Consider the following 21864-nt stretch of genomic DNA (forward strand, 5'->3'; position numbering starts at 1 on the left):
CGCCCGCCCATGGTGACCTCGGGCCTGCGGATCGGAACGCCCGCGCTCGCGACCCGCGGGTTCGCCGACGCCGAATTCAGCGAAGTCGCCGACGTGATCGCTACCGCCCTGGCCGACGGCAGCGCTGCCGATGTCCCGGCGCTGCGCGCCCGGGTGACCCGTCTGGCCAGGGAGTTTCCGCTCTACGAGGGCCTCGAGGACTGGAGCCTGGCAGGTCGCTAACCTGCGGCGAAACCGTTGTCAGCGCGATCACGCGGGTAAGCCACGACACGCGCAGCCCCAATTTCACGAAACCTGTGTCGTCGGGTTACAGTTACCGTATGGCACAGAAACCTGTCGCTAATGCGCTGACCCTAGAACTCGAGCCTGTGGTGGAAGAGAACATGGCTCGACATCTTGACACCGAGGACATCTGGTTCGCCCACGACTACGTTCCGTTCGACCGGGGTGAGAACTTCGCCTTCCTCGGCGGACGGGATTGGGATCCGTCCCAGGCGACGTTGCCGCGGGTCATCACCGACGCCTGCGAGATACTGCTGATCCTCAAGGACAACCTGGCCGGCCATCACCGCGAGCTGGTCGAGCACTTCATCCTCGAGGAGTGGTGGGGCCGCTGGCTTGGCAGGTGGACCGCGGAAGAGCATCTGCACGCCATCGCGCTGCGCGAATACCTCGTGGTGACCCGCGAGGTGGACCCGGTCGCCAACGAAGAGGTCCGGGTCCAGCACGTCATGAAGGGCTACCGCGCCGACGCGTACACGCAAGTGGAGACCCTGGTCTACATGGCGTTCTACGAGCGCTCCCTTGCCGTGTTCTGCCAAAATCTGGCCGCACAGATCGAGGAGCCGATCCTGGCCGGGTTGATCGACCGGATCGCCCGGGACGAGGCGCGCCACGAGCTGTTCTTCGCCAACCTGGTCACCCATTGCCTCAACGTCACCCGGGACGAGACGATCGCCGCGATCGCGGCCCGCGCCGCCGACCTCGAGGTCGTCGGTGGCGACATTGACGCCTACCAGGACAAGGTGCAGAAGGTGGCCGAGGCCGGGATCTTCGGCCCGCAGCAGCGGCGGCAGGTGATTTCCGATCGCATCACCGCCTGGGGTGTGGCCGATGAGCCCGCTCTCACGCAGTTCGTCACCGGTTAGCCCCGACCTCCACGGAGCACGTCGGCGCGCCTGTCCTGCGGGAGCGTCGTCACCGGAGTAGCGTCGCAGTCGATGGTCAGCGACATGCTCTGCTGCCAGGGCGGCACCTTCCGTCACTACAACGGCAGGACCGGCCTCGGTCCTGGTGCCGCGGCCCGCGCCGACACGCTCGTGTGGGTTCGCGCGAGCGTCATTCGCTCGAGGAGCGTTTCGTGACCGATATCCGGACGTATGTGCTCGACACCTCTGTGCTGCTGTCCGATCCCTGGGCGTGCAGTCGGTTCGCCGAACACGAGGTGGTGGTTCCGCTAGTGGTGATCAGCGAATTGGAAGCCAAACGCCATCACCACGAGCTGGGCTGGTTCGCCCGCCAGGCGCTGCGCTTGTTCGATGACCTCCGGCTGGAGCACGGACGGCTGGATCAGCCCATTCCCGTTGGTGCCCAAGGCGGTACGCTGCACGTCGAACTCAACCACAGCGACCCGGCGGTGCTGCCCGCCGGCTTCCGGACCGACAGCAACGACTCCCGGATCTTGAGCTGTGCTGCCAACCTCGCCGCCGAGGGCAGGCGCGTCACGTTGGTCAGCAAGGACATCCCCCTGCGGGTCAAGGCCGCCGCGGTGGGCCTGCCAGCCGACGAGTACCACGCACAGGACGTAGTCGCCTCCGGATGGTCGGGGATGCGCGAGATCGAAACCGCTGCCGAGGAGATCGCCGCTCTGTTCGCCGATGGCGAAATCGACCTGGCCGAAGCCCGGGACCTGCCCTGCCACACCGGGATTCGGCTGCTGGGCGGTAGTTCGCATGCGCTGGGCCGGGTGAACCCGGCCAAACGCGTCCAGCTGGTTCGCGGTGACCGCGAAGTGTTCGGGCTGCGCGGCCGGTCCGCCGAGCAACGGGTAGCGCTCGACCTGCTGCTCGACGAGTCGGTGGGCATCGTCTCGTTGGGTGGTAAGGCCGGCACCGGAAAGTCGGCGCTGGCGTTGTGTGCGGGCCTGGAGGCCGTGCTGGAGCGCCGGACCCACCGCAAGGTGGTCGTCTTCCGCCCGCTGTATGCCGTCGGCGGCCAGGAGCTGGGCTACCTGCCTGGCAGCGAGAGCGACAAGATGGGCCCCTGGGCCCAGGCCGTCTTCGACACGCTCGAAGGGCTGGCCAGCCCCGCGGTGCTGGACGAGGTCCTGTCCCGGGGGATGCTCGAGGTGCTGCCGCTGACCCACATTCGGGGCCGCTCATTGCACGACTCGTTCGTCATCGTCGACGAGGCCCAATCGCTGGAACGCAACGTGCTGCTGACGGTGCTGTCCCGGCTGGGCACCGGGTCGCGGGTGGTGTTGACCCATGACATCGCGCAGCGCGACAATCTGCGGGTCGGCCGCCACGACGGGATCGTCGCGGTGATCGAGAAGCTCAAGGGTCATCCGCTGTTCGCCCACATCACGCTGCTGCGCAGTGAGCGGTCCCCGATCGCCGCACTGGTCACCGAGATGCTGGAAGAAATCACCGGGCCACGCTGACGGGTGTTACGCCGGGATCATCGAGCGTGCGTCCTGGGCTGCGGTTGTGTGTCCAGGGCGGCGAAATTCGGCGGATTTCGCCTTGAGCACCCGCTCGACGCCCCGAGCGCACACTCGACGCCCGGTAAACTTCCTAGGTGCCCAAACGACCCGACAACCAGGCCTGGCGTTACTGGCGCACGGTCATAGGTGTCGGGGCGGCCGTCGCGGTGCTGGTGATCGGCGGGCTGACCGGTCACGTCACCCGCGCGGACAACCTCAATTGTTCGGTGGCCAAGTGTGTGGCGCTGACCTTCGATGACGGGCCGGGACCGTACACCGACCGGCTGCTGCAGATCCTGAAAGACAACGACGCCAAAGCGACGTTCTTCCTGATCGGCAACAAGGTGGCGGCCAACCCGGCGGGCGCCAAACGCATCGCCGACGCCGGCATGGAGATTGGCAGCCACACCTGGGAACACCCGAACATGACGACGATCCCTCCCGAGGACATCGCCGGCCAGTTCGCCAGGGCCAACGACGCCATCACCGCGGCCACCGGCCGCACACCCACGCTGTACCGTCCGGCGGGCGGTCTGTCCAACGACGCGGTGCGGCGAACCGCCGCAACCTTCGGCCAAGCCGAAATCCTTTGGGACGTCATTCCTTTCGACTGGGCCAACGACTCCAACACGGCGGCTACCCGGCTCTTGCTGATGAGCCAGATCAAGCCGGGCTCGGTGGTGCTGTTCCACGACACTTACTCCAGCACCGTCGACCTGGTGTACCAGTTCATCCCGGTGCTCAAGGCCAACGGCTACCGGCTGGTGACGGTCAGTGAGCTGCTCGGGCCGCGCGCGCCCGGGAGCAGCTACGGCAGCAGGGAGAACGGGCCACCCGTCAACGAACTGCACGACATCCCGGCCGCCGACATCCCGTCGTTGCCCAACACCCCCTCGCCCAAGCCGATGCCCAACTTCCCGATCACCGACATTCCCGGCCAAAACTCGGGTGGGCCGAACAACGGTGCGTAGCGCTCGCGCCTCCGCAGCCGAAGCGCATCCACCCAGCGCCCGCAGGTTGTTGGCTCACTATGCGCTCGGCCTCGCCATCGCCTACGTCCTCGCAGTCCTCGACGCCTCGGCCGTCTTGATTCCGCTGAGAGGCCACACCTACGTCGACTTCGCCGAGAAGAACATGGCGTTGGTATCGGTGTTGGTCGTGTTGGGGACGGTCGGCGTCGCGGTGGGTGGCGCCCTCCTCCTGGCTCCCACGCTGCGGTGGTTCGTCCCGGGCGACGAGCCCACCCCGCGGCAGCGAGAGGCCGCGATCAAACTTGGCGGCCGCCAGTCGGCCATCCTGATAGGTGCTTGGTCAGCGTCTGGCTCGGTGCTGATGCTGATCAATCATGCTGATGGCGCCAAGATATTGCTGCCCATTCTGTTCGGTGTGCTGCTAGGTGGACCCGCCGCCGCGGGCACCGGATTGCTGCTCGCACAACGCACCCTGCGGCCGATCATGGGAGTGGCCACCCGAGGATGTCAGCCGCGCCTGACGGTCCCCGGCGTGTTGGCGCGACTGGTCCTGTTGTGGTTATTGTGCAGCGCGATCCCCATCGGGGTGATCGCCGCCTTTGTCGTGCTGCGGTCCTATGGCTGGCTGATTCAGGAGACGGCATCGCTGGACGTGCCCATCTTGGTGGTGTCGCTGGCAGCGCTGCTGCTTGGGCTGCCGACGATGATCCTGACGTCGCGATCCATTTCCGATCCGCTCGACGAGATCGTTGACGCGATGGCGCAGGTCGAACACGGCAACATCGCCACCTACGTCGGCGCCTACGAACGTTCCCAAATAGGGCGACTGCAAACCGGATTCAACCGGATGGTCGCCGGGCTCGAGGAACGGGAGCGGCTGCGTGACCTGTTCGGCCGCTACGTCGGCACCGACGTGGCCCGCCGGGCCATCGAAGAGGGCTCGTCACTGTCGGGCGACGTGGTGGAGGCCGCAGTCCTCTACATCGACCTGGTGGGTTCGACGCAGCTGGCCGAAAATCGTCCGCCGCAAGAGGTGGCTCACGTGCTCAACGACTTCTTCCGGATAGTCGTGGACGCTGTGGACGAATATCAGGGCCTGGTCAACAAATTCGAGGGTGATGCGGCGCTGGCGATCTTCGGAGCGCCGCTGCGCACGAGCAAACCGGCGTCGGCGGCGCTGGCGACGGCACGTGCGCTGGCGAGCCGATTACGTGAGCTGCCCGTGGTCGACTTCGGGATCGGCGTGTCGGCAGGACGGGTGTTTGCCGGCAATATCGGCGCCCAAAAACGGCACGAGTACACCGTTATCGGCGACGCCGTCAATGAAGCCGCGCGGCTGGCCGATCTCGCCAAAACATCGGACCGGCGCATCCTGAGCTCGGCGGCGGCCGTCGAGCGCGCGGCCGAGGACGAGCGTAGACGCTGGGCCGAGTGCTATTCCACGGTGCTGCGTGGCCGCTCTGAAGCCACGCACATTTCGGCACCAGTCGGCGATGCTTAGTGGGCGACTGCGACCACTCAGCTAGGCGTTGGGGGGGCGGTCGGCGGACGAGCCGCCGACGACGTCGACGCCGGTGCGGGCGAACTCGTCGATGCCGCGGTCTGGCTGGCGGGGGCGCCCGGCGCCTGGCTGACCGCGATGGTGCGCATGTGTGCGCCGGGCAGCTCATCGGCTGTGGTGGCGGCGAAATCAACCCGCAGATCGTAGAGATGATCGGCTGTCTGATATTTGAACGCGATCGGAATGTAGGGCTGCTGCTCGAAGCCGGCCACCATGTTGGGCGCGCCGAAGACGGCTCCGACGTCGGTGGCGGTACTGTCCCAGGTCCATCCTTCGGGGAGTTTGCCCCGGTAGAGGTATTTCTGTTCGCGGATGTCGTTGTACAACACGACGCCCACCACGGTGGCGTGTTCGTCAGGAACCAGCCCGAACCCCTCGTTGGGCACCCGGACGACATCGGTCAGCGCGCGGATATCCTGCGGGTCCGGGGTTGACTGTTGACAAAGCTTTGGGTCGCCGTAACAAACCCGTCCGGGTCCGCCGGGCGCCGAGTTGAGGTAGTCCCGCAACGTCGGGTCGGTCAGCATGTTTTTTCCCAGTGCCCATTGCCAAATCTCGCCGCTGGGTGTCGCCGGCACCGCGGCCGCGGGGACCGAGATGACCGCCCAGGCCGAGGTTAATACCGTCAAGACCGCCGCCAAGGCGAGGCAGCACTTGCTTATCGGTCGAGCCATATCGGAAGTATGGACGCGCGGGCGCGATTCGTCACGATTTCGACACCTTCAGCGCGGCGATGACCTTGCTGATCGTTGCCGCCGAGCCGGCGTCGCCGATGGGTGTGGCGCCCATGAAGATAGTGACCGGTTTGGTGTCGACCGCGACAATGGTGACGGTGTCACCCTTCACGTGGCGTGAGGTGTCGGCAATCGTGATGTCGGCGTCCACCCGGGCCGCCTTGACTCCGTCGACCGTGATCGACGACGTCTTCGTCGGCCCCAGGGTGGGCTGGGACTGCGAATAGCCCGGGCCGCTGGCCACACATTGCATCAGCTTCGATGCTTGTTTGCCGACGTCCATGCTGGAGACGAAGTTGGTGATGGCGACTTCGGCCTGCATCATCCACTGGCTGGCGCCGGGCACCTCTTGGCCGACACCAACGGCCTCGATCAGGTTAGGGCTCTGGTCGTCGGAGAACGGCGCCCAGCCGGGTGCCACGCTGGAAGGGAACGACAGTTTGCCGGCGCTGATCGTGCCGTCGTCGGGTTTGTCGCCACCGGACACGTTGGGCGTGCAGTCGGTCGCGGTCTGCTGAGAACCGTTGGGCGGAGAGGTCGGGGCGCTCGTCGTCGCCGACGGTCCCGGGGAACTGGCCGTGGTCGAGCTGTCGCGATGGTTGAGCACCACCACCAGAACGATTACCAGCGCGATCACCCCCACCAGCGCGACGCCGGCGAGGATCAGCCACGGCATCTTCGAGCCGGGCGGCTTCGGCGGTGGTCCGGGCGGATACTGGCCCGGGGCCCAGCCGGGCGGATACTGCTGGCCGGGTTGCGGATACTGCTGGGGCTGATAGGGCGCCGCGCCGTAGGGATCGGTCCCTTGAGGGTTGGCGTACGGGCCACCCGGCGGGTACGGATACGAGCCGCCGCCCGGCGGCTGGCCACCCCAATAAGGTTGCTGCCCATACTGATTCGGATCTTGACCGTAAGGGCCGCCCGGGGGAGCCGTCATCTGCTAACCATCCTCGCTTCTGTGGGCTACCTCAGCGGAGGCAGCCGCGTGACGCCGGCATCGGCCGGTCTAGTCGTCGGCCGCTTCGACCTTGGCCATCGCCAACACGTCCAGGCGGCGGTCAAGCTCCTCGATCGAGAGTTTGGCGCCCACCAGGCCGCGATCGATGACGGTCTGGCGGATCGTCTTTCGCTCCTTGAGTGCCTGCTTGGCGACGGCGGCCGCCTCCTCGTAACCGATCGCCGAGTTCAGCGGTGTCACGATCGACGGTGACGACTCAGCCAGCTCACGCAGGTGCTCGACGTTGGCGGTCAGCCCGGTGATGCAGCGCTGCGCGAACAACTTTGAGACGTTGGTCAGCAGCTTGAACGACTCGAGGATGTTGCGGGCCATCATCGGGATGTAGACGTTGAGTTCGAAGGCGCCGTTGGCGCCGCCCCAGGCCACCGCGGCGTCATTGCCGATCACCTGCGCGGCAACCTGGGTAACCGCCTCCGGGATAACCGGATTCACCTTGCCCGGCATGATGGAGCTGCCCGGCTGCAGATCCGGCAGCCGGATTTCGGCCAGCCCGGTCAACGGGCCGGATCCCATCCAGCGAATGTCGTTGGCGATCTTGGTCAGTGACACCGCGATGGTGCGCAGCGCGCCGGATGCCTCGACCAATCCGTCCCGCGCGGCTTGGGCTTCGAAAGAGTTTGCCGCCGTACGCAATTCGGACAGGCCGGTCTGGTCCACCAGTACCGAGACCACCTTGACACCGAAGCCCTCGGGCGCGTTGAGGCCGGTGCCGACGGCGGTGCCGCCGATGGCCAGTTCGCCCAGCCGAGGCAGGGTGGCGCGCACTCTTTCGATGCCGGCCTCGATCTGACGGGCATATCCGCTGAACTCCTGGCCGAGGGTGATCGGGACGGCATCCATCAGGTGGGTCCGGCCCGACTTCACCACCGTCTGCCACTCCAGAGCCTTGGCCGCCAGCGCATCGTGCAACACCTGCAGGGCCGGGATGAGATGAGAGACCGCGGCCTCGGTCGCCGCGATATGGGTTGCGGTCGGGAAGGTGTCGTTGGACGACTGCGACATGTTGACGTCGTCGTTGGGGTGCACCGTGACCCCGTTGGCGGCGGCGATGCTCGCGATCACCTCGTTGGTGTTCATGTTGGAGCTGGTGCCCGAACCCGTTTGGAAGACGTCGATGGGGAACTGGTCGTCGTGTCGACCGTCGGCGATCTCGGCTGCGGCGGCGATGATGGCGTCGGCCTTTTCCGGCGCCAGCAACCCCAGGTCCTTGTTGACGTGCGCGCACGCGCCTTTCAACAGCCCCAGGGCACGGATCTGGGCGCGCTCCAGGCCCCGCCCCGAGATCGGGAAGTTCTCCACCGCACGCTGGGTTTGTGCGCGCCACAACGCTTTCGCCGGCACCCGGACCTCGCCCATGGTGTCGTGTTCGATGCGGTAGTCGGTGTCGTTCTCAGAGGCACTGTCGGCCATTGATCAGATCCTTGATTGTGGGGAACGGTTACGGCAGAGGGTAGGCGGCATTGGTGTCGCCGGTGAAGTCGATGGCCGAGTATTCGTTGAGCTTCGAAAGCCGGTGGTAGGCCTCGATCATCCGCACCGTGCCCGACTTCGACCGCATCACGATCGACTGGGTGGTGCAGCCGCCGGGGTAGTAGCGCACACCCTTGAGTAGGTCGCCGTCGGTGACCCCGGTGGCGCAGAAGAAGACGTTCTCGCCGGCGACCAGGTCTCTGGTGGTCAGCACCTGGTCGAGGTCGTAGCCGGCGTCGAGCGCCTTGCGCCGCTCGGCCTCGTCCTTGGGCGCCAGCTGGGCCTGGATCGCCCCGCCCATGCACCGGATCGCGGCGGCGGCGATGATGCCCTCCGGGGTGCCGCCGATGCCGGCCAGCATGTCGGTACCCGACTCGGGCCGGCACGCTGAAATCGCGCCGGCGACATCGCCGTCGGTGATCAGCCGGATCCGCGCCCCGGTGGCGCGCACGTCGTGGATCAGCTGCGCGTGCCGTGGACGGTCCAGGATGCACACCGTCATGTCGCGCACCGACAACTCCTTGACCTTGGCCACGGCCCGGATGTTTTCCGAAATCGGGGCGGTGATGTCCAGCACGTGTGCGGCGTCGGGGCCGACGGCGATCTTGTTCATGTAGAACACCGCCGACGGGTCGAACATCGCACCTCGGTCGGCCACCGCCAGTACTGAAATGGCGTTGGGCATGCCTTTGCTCATCAGCGTGGTGCCGTCGATCGGGTCGACGGCGAAGTCGCATTCCGGGCCGTCGCCGTTGCCGACTTCTTCGCCGTTGTAGAGCATCGGCGCATCGTCTTTTTCGCCCTCGCCGATCACTACGACCCCGCGCATCGAGACCGAGTTCACCAGCTCGCGGATCGCGTCGACCGCCGCGCCGTCGCCGCCCTCCTTGTCCCCGCGGCCCACCCAGCGCCCGGCGGCCATGGCGCCGGCCTCGGTGACCCGCACCAACTCGAGGGCCAGGTTGCGGTCCGGAGCTTCGCCGCGCGGCGGCCGGGTGGGCGAAGGGTCGGTTTTCGCAACCGTCGCCGGCGACGAACCGGATCCCTGTGCAGTCATGGTTGCTGATTGTCCCAGAAGCGAATCGCGCGACACGAGCTGGGATACTGGCCAGGTGACTGTTGAGCCGCAGCCGGCCCCGAAGCCGGCCAAACCACGGTTGCTGCACGACGGTCGCGACATGTTCTGGTCGCTGATGCCGCTGGTGATCGGCTGCATTCTGCTGGCCGGCATGGTCGGGATGTGTTCGTTGCAACCGGGCGGAACGACCCGGGGACGGATCCCGTCCTACGACGCGGCGACGGCACTAGGGGCAGACGCTGCGACACTGGGGTTCCCGGTCAGGCTGCCGGTATTGCCGACGGGATGGCAATCCAACTCCGGTGGTCGTGGCGGCATCGAGAACGGCCGGACCGATACGTCGGCCGGTCAGCGGCTCCATGCAGCCACCTCGACCGTGGGATACATCAGCCCGACGGGGAGGTACCTCAGCCTGACCCAGAGCAATGCGGACGAGGACAAGCTGGTCGGTTCCATCCATCCGGGCATGTACCCCACCGGGACGGTCGACGTGGGCGGAACGAGCTGGGTCGTGTATCAAGGTGCCGACAAGAACGGCGCCCTCGAGCCGGTGTGGACCACCAGGCTGGCCAGCCCCGCCGGTCCCACCCAGGTCGCGATCACCGGAGCCGGCAGCGCCGAGGAGTTCCGTACGCTGGCGACGGCGACGCAATCCCAGCCGCCCCTGCCGGCGAGCCGATAGGAGGGACGTAGCTTGAGCGGACCCGAGGCAGACCTGTCCGGGTGGTCGGCGTCGCCATTCACCGGCGGCGGCTACACACACCAGGTCTATCGCAGGGGCTCCGGCCCCGGCGTGGTGCTGATCCCGGAGATCCCGGGCATTCATCCCGGGGTGCTGGGCCTGGGTAATCACTTGGTGGACAACGGGTTCACCGTGGCCATACCGTCGCTGTTCGGTGAGCCGGGCAAGGCGGTGTCGGCCGGCTACGTGGCGGCCACGATCAGCCGGGCGTGTGTGGCCCGGGAATTCGCGGCGATGGCCACCAACAAGCAGCGCCCGGTGTCGCAGTTTCTTCGCGCGCTGGCGCGCGACCTCAACGCGTCGACCCCTGGTAAGGGTGTCGGCGTGATCGGCCAGTGTTTCACCGGCGGCTTCGCGCTGGCCGCCGCCGTCGACGACAGCGTGCTCGCCCCGGTGCTCAGCCAGCCCTCGGTGCCATTGCCGCTGACGCCCGCGCAGCGTCGCGACCCCGGGCTGAGTGAATCCGAACTTCGAGTCGTCGCCGACCGCTGCGCCAACGACGGCTTGTGCGCCATGGGGTTGCGTTTCAGCGAGGACAAAATGGCGCCGCGGGAACGGTTCGCCACGCTCAAGCAGCGACTCGGCGACGCGTTCGAGGTGATCGAGATCGACTCCAGCCCGGGCAATGCGGACGGCTTCAGCCGGATGGCGCATTCGGTGCTCACCGACGAGGTCCGCGAGGTCGACGGTCAGGCGGCTTACGAAGCCCGCAAGCGGGTGGTCGAGTTCCTCACTGAGCGGCTGAGTCGGTAGCCGCGCCGGCCGGGGTGTTCCCGGTGCGGCGCGAAAGCCACTTGCGACGGGTGGGTGGGTCGTGGTGCTGTTTGAGTTCGACTCCCTTGTAGACCGCCAGGTAGACGTCGATGGTGGTGACGATGAGGATCATCAGCACCGGACCGATGATGATGCCCCACGGTCCGAACATGCCGATGCCGGCGAACACCGAGAGCAACATGAGCGCGGAGTTCAGCCGGGCGTCGCGCGGAACCAGGATCGGTCGCAACAAGTTGTCGATGTTGGTGACTACCAGCAGGTGCCACAGCACCACGAACACGCCGCCGGCGATGTTGCCGTAGAAGATCATCCCGATGCCAAACGGGATCGTCACGATCCCGCCACCCAGCGGAATGATCGACAGCGCGGTCAACACGATCGCGAAGATGAAGAACCCGTGGTGAAATCCGGCGAGGTAGATGGACGCGGCGCCGGCCACTCCTTGGCACAGGGCGATGACGAACTGGCCGTTGACGGTGCCGCGCACCATCGAGCCCATCTTGCGCAGGTACAAATCGGTGACTTCCTCGCCCAGCGGGTTGAGCTGGCCGATCAGCGTCCTTAATCTGTCCCGGTTCAGCAGTAGCGCCACGAAAACATACAGAAAGATGATGGCCGACGTGACCGCGCCGGCGAGGCTTCCGGCCGCGCCCTGCAAGACATGCAGCAACCAGGTGCCAACGGTGCGAGCCGCCGAGATCATCGTGTTGCGCAACATCTCGGGAGTCACGGTCACATGCAGAAACGGCACCCGGGCCAGCAGGTCGTTGACCAGGTGCAACACCTTGTCGCCGAGTTCGCTGGGATCGGTGGTCTTGAACCACTCGGCAACGTTGTCGACCATCCGGGCGACCTGGACGACGGCCAGCACCACCAACAGCGCCACCGGAATGAAAACAATGGCCAATGCCGTCAACACCGTGCACGTTGCCGACAAGCCGGTGCTCAGCCGCTTGTTGAACCAGGTGAACAGTGGGGTGAACAGATAGGCGCCCACCGCCGCAACCACGATGAGCACGAAATAGTCACGCAAGAAGTAGGCGCCGAACAGCAGGGCGACCAGCGTGAGGACCGCCAGCGCGCGCTTCTGGGTGAGCGTGAATTCGGTGTTCATCTTCGGACCGGGGCTGCCCTCCGCATCGGTGCTTGTGCGCAACCTTAACCGGAGATCCCCTGGCGGCTGGGGTCGAATTTCTCGCAGGCTGCTGGTGAGCCGAAGTCTGCCCACAATGTCAAGACGAGCCCATTTCACGACATCTGGCGTGTCTTCGCTGGAATCGGGAGTGCGCCCAGGACAACGGGCGAAGGATGAACGTCGGCAGGTACGGCCTCAGCCGGACAGGACCGGCGTGCTTGGACGTTCTCGCGGTTGTCGTGGAGGGGTCGCGCCAGACTTGTCAGAAAATATCAAACAGCGCACAAGAACTATCTTGAAACCGGGTTTATAACGGATATTGCGCGCCACAACATCGAGCAGTTAAATGGAGTTGGCAAATATTGATGCCGGTGTATAGCCTCGACCCGTCCTGTAGCCCAGGTTCTCATCGATCGTCATCCATCCCCATATCCGTGTGGGAGAAGTCGACAATACTGCCTGGAAAGATACATGAGCTTGGTCCGTGCAGGGTTCCGATCAACTGCTGAACTACCAATGCATTCACCGTTGCCCAACCGTGCTGGCTGACTGCTTCGGATGCGATCCTGGTTATCGCCCACGTGCTCGCGCGGGTCGCGAGCGCAATGATGGCGCCGGGCTGTAGCTGCTTGACTAAAAAGTTAATCTTCACCTGGTGTTACCTAACTGACGTCGACATTTCGGGCAGGCCGTTTGACTTGGAGGCCGTGGTCCTACCGATGACATCGTCGGCTGGCCGAGACAATTACCGCAGTTAGGTGGCCATTCTTCGGTGTCCGTTGAAGCCGCAGCGACGATTGGACCGCCCGATCCGGCCGCATCTCATGGAATTGCTTTGACGCAGCGAGCATGTCTACTGCCGCAGTATAGAGGGGTAACGCCGATCTGCTGATCGCGTTTTTCAATGAATTGATATATCTCAACTATCAAAAGTGTTAGAGACGCATTGATAACCCGGCTCATTTCGGGAAGCAAAACCGTGAGTTAGTAGGCATTTGGGCATGCATCTGTTATCGGTTATACTGCGAGAGTAGCGGCTTGAGATGGCAATTACGCCATGCGATTCCGCTGCATGGGACACACGAGCCGGCGGCACACATCAGCTCATAAATTTAACCCAGCAATGACGGGCTCAAGCTGAACGCATAGGCTGTCGATCAGCAAACTAACAGGAAGGCGAATATAAACCACATATATCTTTCAGCTTCACCCGTCATAGTTGTGTCAGCCGGCCACGTCGAGGCGTCCCGGCAGAACAACGGCAAAGCATTGTTCATTCATTGCTTTTGCTGCGCTACGGGGTCGCTACGGGGTCGTGGTGCTGGCCAGCGCACCCCGCAGCTGCGATGTCTCGATCAAGAGGCCGGCATCAGGCCAAAGCGATCCAAGCGAAATGGGAGGAACTCACGTGACAACTTCAGATCGTTGCCGGCATGCGGCATCCCTGGTTGACGGTGAGGTCGTCGAGGAGTCAGACCTGGGCTCGATCCGACGCCTGACGGCCGACAACTTTCCGATACTGCGCGGAATGTCCATCAAACGGGTGGTCATCAATCCGGGCGTGATGCGCACGCCGCATTGGCATGCCAATACCAACGAGTTGACCTATTGCGTCTCGGGAACGTCGCTGGTTTCCGTCCTTGACACCTACAGCCAGTTCGCGAGTTTTACCGTCAGTGCCGGAGACATGTTCCACATCGATTCGGGATCGCTGCACCATATCGAAAATATCGGCGAGGATGTTGCGGAGTTCATCATCGCGTTTCGCAGTGAGCGGCCGGAGGATTTCGGTCTGGGCGCGGCGTTCGGAGCGATGACCGATGCGGTGCTGGGCAATACCTACGACCTGCCGGCGTCGGACTTCGCCGCACTGCGCCGCGAGACCATTGATCGCCCGTTGGCCGCACGGATCGGTGAGCCGAATGTTCCTTCTAACGCCTGGTTCAACGATCCGCACAAGTTCTCTGTCGAGGCGCAGAGCCCGCCGGTCGGGCTTGCTGTCGGGTCGGCACGGCTGGCGCGCGTGCAATTCTGGCCGGCGTTGAAGGACCTGTCCATGTATTCGCTGCGGGTGCGCGAGGACGGAATGCGCGAACCGCACTGGCACCCCATTACCGCCGAGATGGGTTACGTGAAAGCAGGTTCGGCGCGAATGACGATCATGGATCCCGATGGATCGCTCGACACCTATTACCTCAACCAGGGCGACGTGTACTTCGTTCCACGCGCCTACCCACACCACATCGAGGTCGTCGATGCGCCCGACATCCACTTCACGATCTTTTTCGACCAGCCCACCCCGGGGGATATCGGGTACCGCGCGTCGATCAGCGCGTATTCGCGGGAGGTCCTTGCGGCCACGTTCAACACCCATATCGACGACCTGCCGCAATTCCCGTTCACCAACACCGATCCGTTGATTGTCACGCGAAGTAATCCGGTCGACGAACGAGGGGTTGGGGAGTGACGGTGTCTCCGTCCTGGGAACTTCCGTACGCGTGGCCCCGCACGCCGGTGCTGGCACGCAACGTCGTGTGTGCCTCGCAGCCACTCGCGGCGCAGGCCGGGTTGCGAATGTTGGCCCAGGGTGGTAACGCCGTTGATGCTGTCCTGGCCACCGCGATCACGCTGACCCTGGTGGAACCAGTTTCTAACGGCATCGGTTCAGATGCTTTCGCGATCGTGTGGGACGGTGGGCAGTTACATGGCCTGAACGCCTCAGGTCGCTCACCTGCCGGGTGGACGCCGGAGTATTTTGGCGGGCAAGAGGTACCGAGCTTGGGCTGGAATTCGGTAACCGTACCCGGGGCGGTGTCGGCGTGGGCTGAATTACACAAGCGATTTGGGAAGCTGCCGTTCGCCGCTCTTTTCGAGCCCGCAATCCACTACGGGCGCAACGGGTTTCTCGTCTCCCCGACGATCGCCAGACAGTGGGCGGCTCAGGTGGCGTTACTGGCTGGTCAGCCTGGCTTCGGTGAGGCGTTCCTGCCGAACGGGCGGGCGCCCCGGGCCGGCGAGGTCTTCCGGTTGCCCGACCACGCGCGCACTTTGGAAGAGATCGCGACCAGCAACGGGGTTGCGTTCTACCAGGGTGGGCTAGCGGAAATCATTGCGAGACACGCAAAGTCGCACGGTGGAGTGATGACAGTGGAAGACCTTTCCGCCCATCGGGCGGACTGGGTGACACCGATCAGCCATGATTACCGGGGCTACCGGGTCCATGAGATTCCGCCGAACGGTCAGGGCATCGTCGCGCTGATCGCTTTGGGTATTCTGCAGCACTTCGACATGGCTGCGTTGGGTGTCGATTCAGCAGACAGCGTGCATGTCCAGATCGAGGCGATCAAACTGGCCTTCGCCGATGCGCTGGCCTACGTCGGCGACCCCGACTACATGCGGCTCACCCCAGCACAACTCCTCAATGAGGATTACTTGGCCGGTAGGGCGGCACAGATTGACATGCAGCGGGCGCAGTCGTTTGAAGCCGGCATGCCAACCGGTGGCACGGTTTACCTCACGGCTGCGGACAGCAATGGGATGATGGTGTCGATGATCCAATCGAACAACATGGGCTTCGGTTCTGGCGTGGTGATCCCCGGCACCGGCATCTCTCTGCATAATCGGGGCGCGAATTTCGTTGCGGCGAAAGGGCACCCAAACCAGGTGGGACCCGGGAAGCGGCCCTACCACACCATCGTGCCCGGGTTCGTGACCAAGGACGGCCGACCCGTCATGAGCTTCGGGGTCATGGGTGGCACCATGCAGCCACAGGGCCAAACCCAAGTCGTTGTTCGAATCGTTGACTTCGATCAGAATCCCCAAGCTGCTTGCGACGGTCCGCGTTTCCGGGTGGTGCAAGGTATGCAGGTCACCGTGGAAGATGGCTTTCCCGCGGCAACCATTGATGAGCTGGCTCGGCGTGGGCATGAGTTCGTCACGGTCGACGACTACAACCAATTCGGTAGCTGCCAAGCGATCTGGTGCCTGGACGACGGCTACCTGGCCGCCAGCGATCCCCGACGCGATGGCCAGGCGGTCGGGTTCTAGCGTGACGTGTGCGCCGGTTGCTGGGTCGGGCCAACTTTCGCACTGACTGTTGGCTCGGTTGTGTGGGTGTGGTTACACCCGTTGGGCTGGTCGAGGGCTGCACACGGTGTCTGGACACAACTGCGCGCGCGACTGTGCGAGCCGGGCTATCGGAGTCGATGGGCGACCAGTCGCTAACCTGACGTCAGGCATGGGAATGGGAGTTTCAGGGTATGGCGATCGACGACCGTGTGGTCGAAACCAGCTACGGCCCGGTCCGGGGCACCGACGACGGCACCACGACTACCTGGAAGGGCGTGCGGTATGCCGCGCCGCCGCTGCGCGACCTGCGCTTTCGGGCGCCGGAGCCGCCGAAGCGATGGACCGAGGTGGCCGACACCGTCAGCTTCGGGCCGGCCTGCCCGCAACCGGTCATTCCCAACATGCCACTCGATTTGGGCGCGCCTCAGAGCGAGGACTGTCTGCGGCTGAACATCTGGGCCCCAGCGGGCGCCGGGCCGGGCGCAGGCAAGCCCGTGATGGTGTGGCTGCACGGCGGCGCCTACCTGCTCGGGTCGGGTAGTCAGCCCCTCTACGACGGCCGGCGGCTGGCCGCCAGTGGCGACGTGGTCGTGGTGACGATCAACTACCGGCTCGGCGCGCTGGGCTTTCTCGACCTGTCAACGTTGCGCGCGTCGCGACGATTCGACTCCAACGTCGGGCTGCGGGACGTGTTGGCCGCCCTGCGCTGGGTACGTGACAACATCGCGGGCTTCGGCGGCGATCCCGGCAACGTCACGCTGTTCGGCGAATCCGCGGGAGCCGGGATCGTCACGACGCTGCTGGCCGTCCCGGCAGCGGCGGGGCTGTTCGACCGCGCGATCGCCCAAAGCTCCCCGGCCACCTCGGTATACGACCGCGACCGGGCGCAGCGGGCGGCGATGTGCGTTCTCGGCAAGCTCGGAATCGGCACCTCCGAGGTGGACCGGCTGGTCGATGTCCCGATCACCGCGATCATCACCGCGTCGAAAGAAGTGTTCGACGAAGTGCCCGTCCGCAACCCCGGCACCCTGGCGTTCGTGCCGATCGTTGACGGCGACGTGTTGGACGACTACCCGGTGAAAGTGGCGCAGGAGGGCCGCTCCCATCCCGTCCCTTTGATCATCGGCACCAACAAGCACGAGGCGGCGCTGTTCCGGTTGATGCGTTCGCCGCTGATGCCGATCACTCCGCGCGCGATCACGTCGATGTTCACCCAGATCGCCGCCGAACAGCCCGACCTGCAATTGCCCACCGAGGAGCAGATCGGGCAGGCCTATTCGCGCATCCGGCGCAAGGCGCGGCCGCTGAGCATCGCCACCGACGTCGGCTTCCGGATGCCCTCGGTGTGGCTGGCCGACGGACACCGCAGGGTGGCGCCGGTATATCTTTACCGCTTCGACTATTCGACGCCGTTGCTCAAGCTGCTACTGGTCAATGCCGCGCACGCCACCGAATTGCCTTATGTCTGGGGCAATCTCGGCGGACCCCACGACCCGACGCTGCGGCTCGGCGGGGTCAGGACCGCCAAGGCGGTCTCCGGCAGAGTGCGGACCCGGTGGGTCAACTTCGCCAGGCACGGTAAGCCGGCGGGCGAGCCGGACTGGCCGGCGTACGACGACGCCGACCGGGCCTGCCTGGTCATCAACAGAACCGACAGCGTTGCGCGCGATCTCGACGGCCACCTCCGAGCTGCCTGGGGCGGCGAGGTCGTGGGCTTCCGCTAGCCGCGGGTGGATCGAGAGGTGGGTGCGGTGAGCTCCAACGCCCAGACATCGCGAGCCTTGGTCCTGGAGGCGCCGCGCCGCCTGGTTGTCCGGGAGCTTGCGGTGCCGGAGATCGGCGCTGACGACGCGCTGGTGCGGGTGGAAGCCTGCGGATTGTGCGGCACCGACCACGAGCAGTACACCGGGGCGCTGAGCGGCGGCTTCGCCTTCGTTCCAGGTCACGAAACCGTCGGGATCATCGAGGCCATCGGGCCGCAGGCAGCCCGGCGCTGGGGCGTGGCCGCCGGCGACCGGGTGGCGGTCGAGGTGTTCCAGTCGTGCCGGCAGTGCGCAAACTGCCTCGCCGGTGAGTACCGGCGCTGCGAACGCCACGGTCTGGCCGACATGTACGGCTTCATCCCCGTCGACCGCGCACCCGGCCTGTGGGGCGGTTACGCCGAATACCAATACCTGGCGCCCGACTCGATGGTGTTGCCGGTCCCGGCCGGCCTGGATCCCGCGGTGGCCACCCTATTCAATCCACTGGGAGCCGGAATACGCTGGGGTGCAACGCTTCCAGGCACCGGCGCCGGTAACGTCGTCGCGGTGCTCGGACCGGGTGTCCGCGGACTGTGCGCTGCCGCGGCGGCCAAGGAAGCCGGCGCGGGATTCGTCATACTGACCGGGGTGGGTCCCCGTGACGCCGACCGGCTGGCGCTGGCCGGCGAGTTCGGTGTTGACCTCGCCGTCGACGTCGCGACGGACGACCCGGTCGCGGCGCTGGCTGGGGCGACCGGCGGGCTGGCCGACGTCGTCGTCGACGTCACCGCCAAGGCGCCGACGGCGTTTGCGCAGGCGATCGCGCTCGCGCGGCCGGCCGGGACGGTCGTGGTCGCCGGCACCAGGGGCATGGGAGCCGGCGCGCCCGGATTCTCGCCGGACCTGGTGGTGTTCAAGGAGCTGCGTATCCTCGGCGCTCTCGGGGTGGACGCCACCGCCTACCGGGCGGCGCTGGTGATGCTGGCATCTGGTCGCTACCCGTTCGAACACCTGCCGCGACGCTGCGTGCGCCTCGACGGCGCCGAGGAGCTGCTCGCCACCATGGCCGGCGAGCGTGATGGCGTCCCGCCCGTGCACGGAGTACTCACGCCATGAGTCCGCACCGGGCTGACCTGCGCTTCGTCATCATCGGCGCCGGCATGGCCGGGGTGTTGGCCGCCATCAAGTTGCGCGAGGCCGGCTTCACCGATGTCAGCGTGTATGAGAAGGCCGGGCGGCTGGGCGGAACCTGGCGGGAGAACACCTACCCTGGCGTCGCCTGCGACGTGCCGGCACACCTGTACACCTACAGCTTCGCCCCGAACCCGGAGTGGAGTCACGCGTTCGCGCCCGGGCCGGAGATTCTGGCGTATTTCGAGGGCGTCGCACGCCGCTACGGCGTCGAGGAACTGGTCCGCTACGGCCACGCGGTGCGCCGCCTCGAATACGACGGAAGTTGTTGGCGCATCGAGACATCCACCGGCGAACGCGACGAGGCCGACGTCGTCATCGCCGCCACCGGCGTGTTGCATCACCCGCGCTACCCAGATATCAACGGGCTCAACGAATTCGGTGGCAGCATCTTCCATAGCGCCCGCTGGGACCACAGCGTGCCGCTGGCAGGCATGCGAGTCGGGGTGGTCGGCACCGGCTCGTCGGCGGTGCAGATCACCGGCGCCATCACCGAAGTCGTGCGCGAGCTGCATCTGTTCCAGCGCACCCCGCAGTGGATCCTGCCAGTCGACAACCCGCCCGTCGACGATGCCGACCGCGCACGCTACCGGTCCGACCCGGCGGCGCTGACCCGGCTGCGCGCCCAGCTGAACCGGGACTTCGTCCAAAGCTTCGCCAACGCGGTCGTCGACGCCGACTCGCAGGCACTGCAGGCGCTGCAACGGGTGGCCCACGCCAACCTCGAGGACAGCGTCGCCGACCCCGGACTGCGGGACAAGCTGCGGCCCGACTACCGGGCAGGGTGCAAGCGGCTGATCATCTCCGGCAACTTCTACAAGGCGATCCAGCGGCCCAACGCCCATCTGGTCACCGAGGGCATCGACCGCGTCGAGGCCGACGGGGTACGCACCTTCGACGGAACGCTGCATCGCCTCGACATGCTGGTGCTAGCCACCGGTTTTCGGGTGGATCGTTTCTTGCGCCCGATGGATGTGGTCGGCCGCGGCGGTGTGCGTCTCGACGATGTGTGGGCACAACGGCCATTCGCCTACTTGTCGGTGTCGTTGCCCGATTTCCCCAACCTGTTCATGCTCAACGGGCCCAACGGGCCGGTGGGCAACTTCTCGCTGATCGACGTCGCCGAGGCTCAGATAGCTTATCTGATCCAGCTTTTCGAGCTACTGGCCGACGGTCGGTGTCGCCAGATCAGTGCCGGTCGCGAGGCCACGGCACGCTTCGAAGCCGACCGCATCGAAGCGGCGAAAAAGACGGTGTGGGTGACCGGCTGCCGCAGCTGGTATCTCGATGACCGCGGCGTTCCGGTGGCATGGCCGTGGACGTTCACCCGCTTCCGCGATGTCATGTCGCGTCCGGCCCTCGACGACTACGAATTGCGGTAGGGCGGTGCTGATCAAGTTGCCGTACTCAGTGGAGTCCCAGCGGGCGCAGTGCCCCGTCGAAAGCGCAGGTGAGACGCTGATTGACGAGCCGCCGGGGGTCTGCGAGCACTGATCCAGGTACGGGGACCAGGAGCCGGTGATCGTGATCCGTATCGGCGCCTCGCCTGGGCAAGCCCACAGCGACAAGCAGTGGGCTGCGGGGGAACTTCGGCCCGCTGACCGCCCAGCCGCAACCCGGCAACCAAGAACACACTGTGGGCCACCGTGCAATATCGAGGCCTATCCAGAGAAATATACGCCAAATAGCTGATGGTTTCCTTTGGGCAATGCCGTATTTCTGAAAATGTCACGTTCGCTTACATCGGATGATTTAGCGCGTCAACGCTGAGGTGGTAGAAGGATGTCCGCAATGGCCATGCCATATGTCTACAGTGGTGAGGTTTGCATCATTTCAGCCGGAATTGTCCACCCAACTGCGAAGCGGCGCAGGTGGAACCGGGTCCTGATGGGCGATGCCGTCCTGCGCTGTGTGATGGCCCAACCAACCGGATCCGGCGAGGCTATCCCTATGATGCCCATTGCGCCGCGGACCGTGGGATCGCGTTTCGCCACGCCCGCGGAGGTAACCACCCGCGGCGGTATCGGCGCTGAGATCCGCGAGCAGGGATCGGATAACGGCCGCAACGGCGCGCACACGTTGCCCAACAACGACATTCGTAGACCCCAGGAGGATGAGCCGTGTCATTTGTGACCATAGAGCCGCAAGCATTGGAATGCGCCGCAACGGATTTGGCTGCTATCGGTTCGGCATTTAGCGAGGCCAGCGCCGCCGCCGCCGTCCCCACCACAGGGTTACTGCCCGCCGGCGCCGACGAGGTATCGGCGGCGATCACCACCCTGCTTGCCGGCCATGGCCAACGGTGGCGCGCCTTCAGCAACGACTACGAGTGGCTGCACCAGCAGTTTGTCGACCTGCTCAACGGCGGCTCGATGCGGTATTGGATCACCGAGATAGAAAACGCCGCCCAGAATGCCCTCAAGACAGCCAATGCCGATAGCGAATGGCTCGTCGGGCGCCCGATCATCGGCAACGGCGCCAATGGACTCAATGGGACCGGGCAAAACGGCGGCGCCGGCGGATGGCTGTGGGGCAACGGCGGTAACGGCGGATCCGGCGCAGCGGGTCAAAACGGCGGCAACGGCGGCGCAGCAGGGCTGTTCGGCCATGGCGGCAACGGCGGAGCCGGCGGCACCGGCGCCAACGGCGGCGACGGCGGCCCCGGCGGACTCCGTG

At 65.5% G+C, this 21864-nt stretch carries 19 protein-coding genes and 1 pseudogene; 14 read left to right on the forward strand and 6 right to left on the reverse strand.

Features of this window, described 5'->3' with window-relative positions; translation table 11 throughout:
• The 5 genes and pseudogenes from BST40_RS22370 to BST40_RS22390 form a co-directional block, all read left to right on the forward strand.
• A pseudogene (locus BST40_RS22370) lies at nucleotides 1-222 on the forward strand (serine hydroxymethyltransferase); the annotation flags it as partial.
• A 98-nt stretch (nucleotides 223-320) separates the two neighbouring features.
• On the forward strand, nucleotides 321-1148 hold the full coding sequence (locus tag BST40_RS22375; RefSeq protein ID WP_083155630.1) for an acyl-ACP desaturase: 828 nt from the start codon (nucleotides 321-323) through the stop codon (nucleotides 1146-1148).
• Between the two features lie 212 nt (nucleotides 1149-1360).
• Nucleotides 1361-2662, forward strand: coding sequence for an RNA 5'-3' helicase PhoH2 (gene phoH2 / locus BST40_RS22380; RefSeq protein WP_075545795.1), 1302 nt, complete (start codon nucleotides 1361-1363; stop codon nucleotides 2660-2662).
• 137 nt (nucleotides 2663-2799) lie between these two features.
• Nucleotides 2800-3675, forward strand: coding sequence for a polysaccharide deacetylase family protein (locus BST40_RS22385; RefSeq protein WP_075545745.1), 876 nt, complete (start codon nucleotides 2800-2802; stop codon nucleotides 3673-3675).
• A gap of 49 nt (nucleotides 3676-3724) precedes the next feature.
• Nucleotides 3725-5176, forward strand: a complete 1452-nt coding sequence (locus BST40_RS22390; RefSeq protein ID WP_208618925.1) for an adenylate/guanylate cyclase domain-containing protein — start codon at nucleotides 3725-3727, stop codon at nucleotides 5174-5176.
• Between the two features lie 17 nt (nucleotides 5177-5193).
• On the opposite strand, the gene BST40_RS22395 is transcribed toward BST40_RS22390, so the two are convergent.
• From BST40_RS22395 to glpX, 4 genes are all read right to left on the reverse strand, one after another.
• The gene (locus BST40_RS22395) at nucleotides 5194-5910 is read right to left on the reverse strand and encodes a hypothetical protein (protein WP_131808259.1); all 717 of its coding nucleotides are present in this window, start codon (nucleotides 5908-5910) and stop codon (nucleotides 5194-5196) included.
• Nucleotides 5911-5941: 31 nt separating this feature from the next.
• The gene (locus tag BST40_RS22400; protein ID WP_083155633.1) at nucleotides 5942-6907 is read right to left on the reverse strand and encodes a hypothetical protein; all 966 of its coding nucleotides are present in this window, start codon (nucleotides 6905-6907) and stop codon (nucleotides 5942-5944) included.
• 69 nt (nucleotides 6908-6976) lie between these two features.
• Entirely contained in the window at nucleotides 6977-8398 is a 1422-nt protein-coding gene (locus BST40_RS22405; protein ID WP_075545742.1) for a class II fumarate hydratase, read from the reverse strand.
• 28 nt (nucleotides 8399-8426) lie between these two features.
• Nucleotides 8427-9515, reverse strand: a complete 1089-nt coding sequence (glpX, locus tag BST40_RS22410; protein WP_083155635.1) for a class II fructose-bisphosphatase — start codon at nucleotides 9513-9515, stop codon at nucleotides 8427-8429.
• 55 nt (nucleotides 9516-9570) lie between these two features.
• Here glpX and BST40_RS22415 point away from each other — a divergent pair, with 55 nt between their 5' ends.
• Entirely contained in the window at nucleotides 9571-10218 is a 648-nt protein-coding gene (locus BST40_RS22415) for a DUF4245 domain-containing protein (protein WP_240316489.1), read from the forward strand.
• A gap of 12 nt (nucleotides 10219-10230) precedes the next feature.
• Nucleotides 10231-11031 carry a dienelactone hydrolase family protein gene (locus BST40_RS22420; protein ID WP_075545739.1) on the forward strand — a complete coding sequence of 267 codons (801 nt, stop codon included), beginning with the start codon at nucleotides 10231-10233 and terminating at the stop codon, nucleotides 11029-11031.
• Here the strand turns inward: BST40_RS22420 and BST40_RS22425 are convergent.
• Together BST40_RS22425 and BST40_RS22430 are read right to left on the reverse strand one after the other, a co-directional pair.
• Nucleotides 11009-12166, reverse strand: coding sequence for an AI-2E family transporter (locus BST40_RS22425; protein WP_075545738.1), 1158 nt, complete (start codon nucleotides 12164-12166; stop codon nucleotides 11009-11011). The two genes, BST40_RS22420 and BST40_RS22425, sit on opposite strands and share 23 nt — an antisense overlap.
• 427 nt (nucleotides 12167-12593) lie before the next feature.
• The gene (locus BST40_RS22430; protein WP_083155638.1) at nucleotides 12594-12839 is read right to left on the reverse strand and encodes a hypothetical protein; all 246 of its coding nucleotides are present in this window, start codon (nucleotides 12837-12839) and stop codon (nucleotides 12594-12596) included.
• Between the two features lie 756 nt (nucleotides 12840-13595).
• Between BST40_RS22430 and BST40_RS22435 the strand changes: the two genes are divergently transcribed.
• The 7 genes from BST40_RS22435 to BST40_RS22465 form a co-directional block, all read left to right on the forward strand.
• Entirely contained in the window at nucleotides 13596-14654 is a 1059-nt protein-coding gene (locus BST40_RS22435) for a cupin domain-containing protein (RefSeq protein WP_420891057.1), read from the forward strand.
• A complete protein-coding gene (gene ggt, locus BST40_RS22440; RefSeq protein ID WP_075545736.1) occupies nucleotides 14651-16234 on the forward strand; it encodes a gamma-glutamyltransferase in 1584 nt (527 codons plus the stop codon). The genes BST40_RS22435 and ggt overlap by 4 nt, the downstream gene beginning before the upstream one ends.
• Nucleotides 16235-16446: 212 nt before the next feature.
• Nucleotides 16447-17979 (forward strand): carboxylesterase/lipase family protein, encoded by a 1533-nt coding sequence (locus BST40_RS22445; protein ID WP_075545735.1) that lies wholly within the window; start codon nucleotides 16447-16449, stop codon nucleotides 17977-17979.
• A 27-nt stretch (nucleotides 17980-18006) separates the two neighbouring features.
• Nucleotides 18007-19113 carry a zinc-dependent alcohol dehydrogenase gene (locus BST40_RS22450; RefSeq protein ID WP_083155647.1) on the forward strand — a complete coding sequence of 369 codons (1107 nt, stop codon included), beginning with the start codon at nucleotides 18007-18009 and terminating at the stop codon, nucleotides 19111-19113.
• Nucleotides 19110-20570 carry a flavin-containing monooxygenase gene (locus BST40_RS22455; protein ID WP_075545734.1) on the forward strand — a complete coding sequence of 487 codons (1461 nt, stop codon included), beginning with the start codon at nucleotides 19110-19112 and terminating at the stop codon, nucleotides 20568-20570. Before BST40_RS22450 ends, BST40_RS22455 begins: the two co-directional genes overlap by 4 nt.
• Before the next feature lie 568 nt (nucleotides 20571-21138).
• Nucleotides 21139-21321 (forward strand): hypothetical protein, encoded by a 183-nt coding sequence (locus tag BST40_RS31205; protein WP_208618924.1) that lies wholly within the window; start codon nucleotides 21139-21141, stop codon nucleotides 21319-21321.
• Nucleotides 21309-21864: PE family protein (locus BST40_RS22465; protein ID WP_142276786.1), on the forward strand; the 556-nt coding region annotated here is incomplete at its 3' end. The genes BST40_RS31205 and BST40_RS22465, both read left to right, overlap by 13 nt.

Source organism: Mycobacterium persicum (assembly GCF_002086675.1).
GTDB lineage: Bacteria > Actinomycetota > Actinomycetes > Mycobacteriales > Mycobacteriaceae > Mycobacterium > Mycobacterium persicum.

Excerpts from the sequence above, each read along its gene's own strand:
- BST40_RS22405 (WP_075545742.1), bottom strand. The coding sequence starts at position 8,398 with ATGGCCGACAGTGCCTCTGAGAACGACACCGACTACCGCATCGAACAC.
- BST40_RS22395 (WP_131808259.1), bottom strand. The coding sequence starts at position 5,910 with ATGGCTCGACCGATAAGCAAGTGCTGCCTCGCCTTGGCGGCGGTCTTG.
- glpX (WP_083155635.1), bottom strand. The coding sequence starts at position 9,515 with ATGACTGCACAGGGATCCGGTTCGTCGCCGGCGACGGTTGCGAAAACC.
- BST40_RS22445 (WP_075545735.1), top strand. The coding sequence starts at position 16,447 with ATGGCGATCGACGACCGTGTGGTCGAAACCAGCTACGGCCCGGTCCGG.
- BST40_RS22425 (WP_075545738.1), bottom strand. The coding sequence starts at position 12,166 with ATGAACACCGAATTCACGCTCACCCAGAAGCGCGCGCTGGCGGTCCTC.
- BST40_RS22400 (WP_083155633.1), bottom strand. The coding sequence starts at position 6,907 with ATGACGGCTCCCCCGGGCGGCCCTTACGGTCAAGATCCGAATCAGTAT.
- BST40_RS22375 (WP_083155630.1), top strand. The coding sequence starts at position 321 with ATGGCACAGAAACCTGTCGCTAATGCGCTGACCCTAGAACTCGAGCCT.
- BST40_RS22455 (WP_075545734.1), top strand. The coding sequence starts at position 19,110 with ATGAGTCCGCACCGGGCTGACCTGCGCTTCGTCATCATCGGCGCCGGC.
- BST40_RS31205 (WP_208618924.1), top strand. The coding sequence starts at position 21,139 with ATGATGCCCATTGCGCCGCGGACCGTGGGATCGCGTTTCGCCACGCCC.